A 3,624-nucleotide genomic window follows, 5' to 3' on the forward strand; every position below is an offset into this window, starting at 1 on the left:
CAGTGCGGGGCTCACCCGCGAAAGACTCAAACTCGGCGGCTGACGGCTGCGACGGATCTTCGTCCACAGACGCGCTGGCAGCGGATGCTGAGAACAAAGCGGATAGCGCCAGTACCGAAACAGCAATAGCCGTAGTCGACCGCCGGAGCCGGGATGTGTGGATCGTCATGAATCTTCTCTCCATCGTGAAAAGTGGCTGGAGCTCCCGGAACTAACGGAGCACCGCGACTCAGATAACCCGAACTCATCGGATTCAGACAACCGAACTTCAGCGTCTATGAATTGGGGTCGAAGATCCGCAACGCCTCGGATGCGCGCCCCAACTCCAGAATTTGAGCCCATTTCTGAATATCGTCGTCGGCGAGCGTGAGCCACTTCCTGAGCTCTATCCGATCCCAGGCTCCACTACCCGAGAACGCTCTGCGGTGGAAATCGGGCCGCCCCCCACCACGACGGGGCAAAGATGTGAGCGTCACCGGCGTGAAACCTGCTTGATCCCCAGAGCGTCTGTTTCCGGAGCAGTCAGAAGCCGGCCATCAATCGCGAGCGGTTCGACACGGCGGTGTCTACCGTCGCTAACACCGCCGCCACCCGCGTCCTCGTGGTGCTTGGGAACGACGAGAGTTGGGGAGAGACCACACCGCTGTTCGATGCGCAGCCCGGCGACGCAGTCCGCATCTCGATGACCGCCCGGCTCCTCCCCCGACCAGCGCGACTGACCGTCGGGGGACGCGAAGTACTCGCTCTCGCTGGCGCAGCATCCGTCGACCGCGCCCGGCGCATCGAATGATGAGCTTGGTGTTCAAGCATTGCTTCTCCGGGACAGGAAAGAAGTCAGTAAACGTCCCAGGCGTTGTCTACGCGTCATCTGGGGACTACAACAAGTACTTCGACATCAAGTTCAGTGACGGCTGGACGTCGTTGCTGATGCACAGCTCCTCGGTGTCGTACACGAAGCCTCGGACCCTGACGTCGGTCGACCGCGGCAATCTCTGAGCTCAGCTGCTTCTAGACCGTTCGGTCCACGCGGACGCGTGGGCCGAACAGTCGACGGGTTGAAAGGGGCGGCGAAGAACGGATCAAGGTTGACGCTGGTGTACTCATAACGCGGGACGACGATGGGTGCCCGCGCCGGCCGGACGGTGCGCCCTTCTCATCGAGAAGTATCGGACGGCGTCGCGGTCCGAGAAGGGGCGCCGACGTTAGCCGTTCAGCCAGGTGGCATGCATCTGTGCCGGGTCGGGCGACTGATGCAGCTGGCTCGTCAGAATCGCAGCCTGCGCGTCACGGAGGCTGCAGATGTAGTCCACAACCGCGATGGCAACCTCGTCGCGAGCCACCGGGTCCTCCCCCGGGTCGGAAACACTCCCTGAGCCATCTGCGGAGATGTTTGCCTCGGTGATCTCGAGGGCACCGACGAGGTACTCGCGGAGCCGCGCTGGCAGCTGTCGGTGTGCGGACGGATATGGGTCCCCTGCAACGTCCTGCAACCACCGACCGCACATTGCAACCAGCGAGTCGAAGAGGCGGCGAAGATCCTGCGCCTGACCGTATTGCATCACAGCGAGCGACGCTGTCTCGATCACATAGTAGGAGTTGAGCGCCTTAAAGAACTCCGAAACCAGCCGAGCGACAGGGTCCACATGCATCCGCACGCGTTCCAGCCCGTCGACGCGTTGAAGGCTGGTGTTCTCGCTGAGGTAGACGATGAGGGTGCTGGCGAACTTCTGCAGGGCCGCGTGCGAGGTCCGAGATCCTGAGAAGGGCGCGGGAGGAAAGTGCATGAGGAGCGACCGCTTGATCGTTGCCCACATGTCGGGGATGTGCTCCGCCAGCGAAGTTCCCTCGTCATCGAGGACCTTCTTGAGCTTCTCGAAGATGAACTGCAGGCATCCTCGCGCTTCGTCGTCGGTCGCGAAGTCGAAATCGGTGGTCGCCCAGTTCACCTTGTCGGGGGCGCTCTTCAGCGCGGTATGGATGCGGTGGAGCGGGGTGCGGCCGGCACGGAAAAAATCTTCGAGATCGTGCACGGCATAGGTGATGTCATCAGCCCAGTCCATGATCTCGGCTTCGGGCCACCGGTGAACCCGAAGAACCTTATCGGATTCCGGCTCCCGCTCGATGTGGATGAACCCGTTGTCCACGAGGGCGGTAAGAAGGTCTGCTTCTTCTTCATAGAAGCTCCACTTCTTTGCCAGCTTCTCGATTCGGTACGGGTGGCCGCCACGCAACCACGGATATTTGGCGATTGCTGCCATAGACCGAAGCGTGAGCTGTAGCCCTGGCTGTTCCCGCTCTTTGCGGAACGACAGCGCGGCGACGATCCGGGTCGACTGGGCGTTGCCCTCGAACGACCTTTCCGCGAGCACCCGATGAGCCGCCACGAGCCGCTCGCTGGCGCCGACAGGTGCAGGCTCTTTCATCAGCGTCTGGAGGGTGTGCTCGCCAGCGTGACCGAACGGCGGATGACCGATGTCGTGGGCGAGACCTGCCACATAGCAGTGGTCGGGGTGCACCCAGTCGCTGACTTCTGTCCCTGCGGGAACGACGCCCGGTTTGACCGTTTTCGCCAGCCTGCGCGCCAACGTCGCAGCCACCTGCGCAACCTTGAGCGAATGACTCAACCGGTCGTGGAAAAGGTATCCATCCTGCGGCGGGACCACCTGCGTGACGCCGGACAACCGTCGGAACTCCGGCGCGTAGAAGACCCGATCACTGTCGATCTGCCCCGGCTGTCGCCACGGCTCGTTCGCGGGTTCGGCGGCGCCGCCCATGCGGCCGGCGTCAGTGATTCCCACCGTTAGGCGCGCGAGAGGAGCCCGGTGACCCAGTCTTTGTGGAGAGACCCTTGCCCGCGGAGCTTGTCGACGACGTAGGACGCAAGATACTCGTTGACTTGAGCGCGTTCGCACACGACGTGAACAAACTCGAGTTCTTGCACGGGACTCGTCAGCGAATCGAGGGCCGCGCGCGCTTTGTCCTCGGCGCGTGCGATTCGCTCCCGTTCACGAGCTGCATCCGCGCGGACTGTTTCGACTCCGCGCCCCATGCGCTCTTCGGTCACTGCGTCGCCAGCCAATGCAATCGCCAATGCATCTCCCCATGTAGTTCCCTCGAACCCTCACTCTACCGCTGTAAAGGGCTCCTGGATCCAGCTATTTGTAGGGTACCGGCAGATACGGACATCGCCCTGGAAAGATGTACGCGGCGCGTCGTTTGGGGTGCCGCGCCCAGGCCCCGAGGGTCCACCAAGGACGCGCCCGGCGCAGCGCGCCGTCTTGCTGCGTGCAGCGCAAGCGGAGAAATGCGCCTCAACCACGACAGGGCATCAGGCTGCGAGCACCCGTTCCTGTGCCGCACTGAGCGCCACCATACGTGCGCGTCTGGCATCCCGCGGGCTGCACCTCAGATACTTATGGCACTGAGCACGAAACGTCTCGTAGGTGCCGTACCCGCATCGTGTGGCAATCTCGGACATCGAGATCGTCGGGTTGTGGGCAGCAATTGCCACCACCTGCCGCAGTCGTCGGCGGGCGAGGGCTTCGGCGACGCTCGGCCCGCCCCCGAATGCTCGGTCGAGTTGCCGCCTGGACACATACAACTCGCGTGCAAGCCACGTCGCGC

Annotated in this window: 3 protein-coding genes; 1 reads left to right on the forward strand and 2 read right to left on the reverse strand. The window is 62.9% G+C overall.

Annotated elements, in window-relative coordinates; all coding sequences use genetic code 11:
• Positions 1-562: 562 nt before the first annotated feature.
• Positions 563-790: a hypothetical protein gene (locus tag J7E68_RS09880; protein ID WP_215172139.1), complete on the forward strand. Its 228-nt coding sequence runs from the start codon at positions 563-565 to the stop codon at positions 788-790.
• A gap of 412 nt (positions 791-1,202) precedes the next feature.
• Here J7E68_RS09880 and dgt read toward each other — a convergent pair whose 3' ends face one another.
• Together dgt and J7E68_RS20390 are read right to left on the reverse strand one after the other, a co-directional pair.
• Positions 1,203-2,774, reverse strand: coding sequence for a dGTP triphosphohydrolase (gene dgt, locus J7E68_RS09885; protein WP_215172141.1), 1,572 nt, complete (start codon positions 2,772-2,774; stop codon positions 1,203-1,205).
• Between the two features lie 554 nt (positions 2,775-3,328).
• A complete protein-coding gene (locus tag J7E68_RS20390; RefSeq protein WP_396652497.1) occupies positions 3,329-3,601 on the reverse strand; it encodes a helix-turn-helix domain-containing protein in 273 nt (90 codons plus the stop codon).
• Positions 3,602-3,624: the final 23 nt, after the last annotated feature.

Origin of the sequence: Microbacterium sp. ISL-103 (assembly GCF_018613995.1) — a bacterium.
In the GTDB taxonomy this organism is placed as follows: domain Bacteria; phylum Actinomycetota; class Actinomycetes; order Actinomycetales; family Microbacteriaceae; genus Microbacterium.

What these genes read in the sequence shown, in the direction of transcription:
- dgt (WP_215172141.1), bottom strand. Translation starts at nt 2,774, where the DNA reads ATGGGCGGCGCCGCCGAACCCGCGAACGAGCCGTGGCGACAGCCGGGG.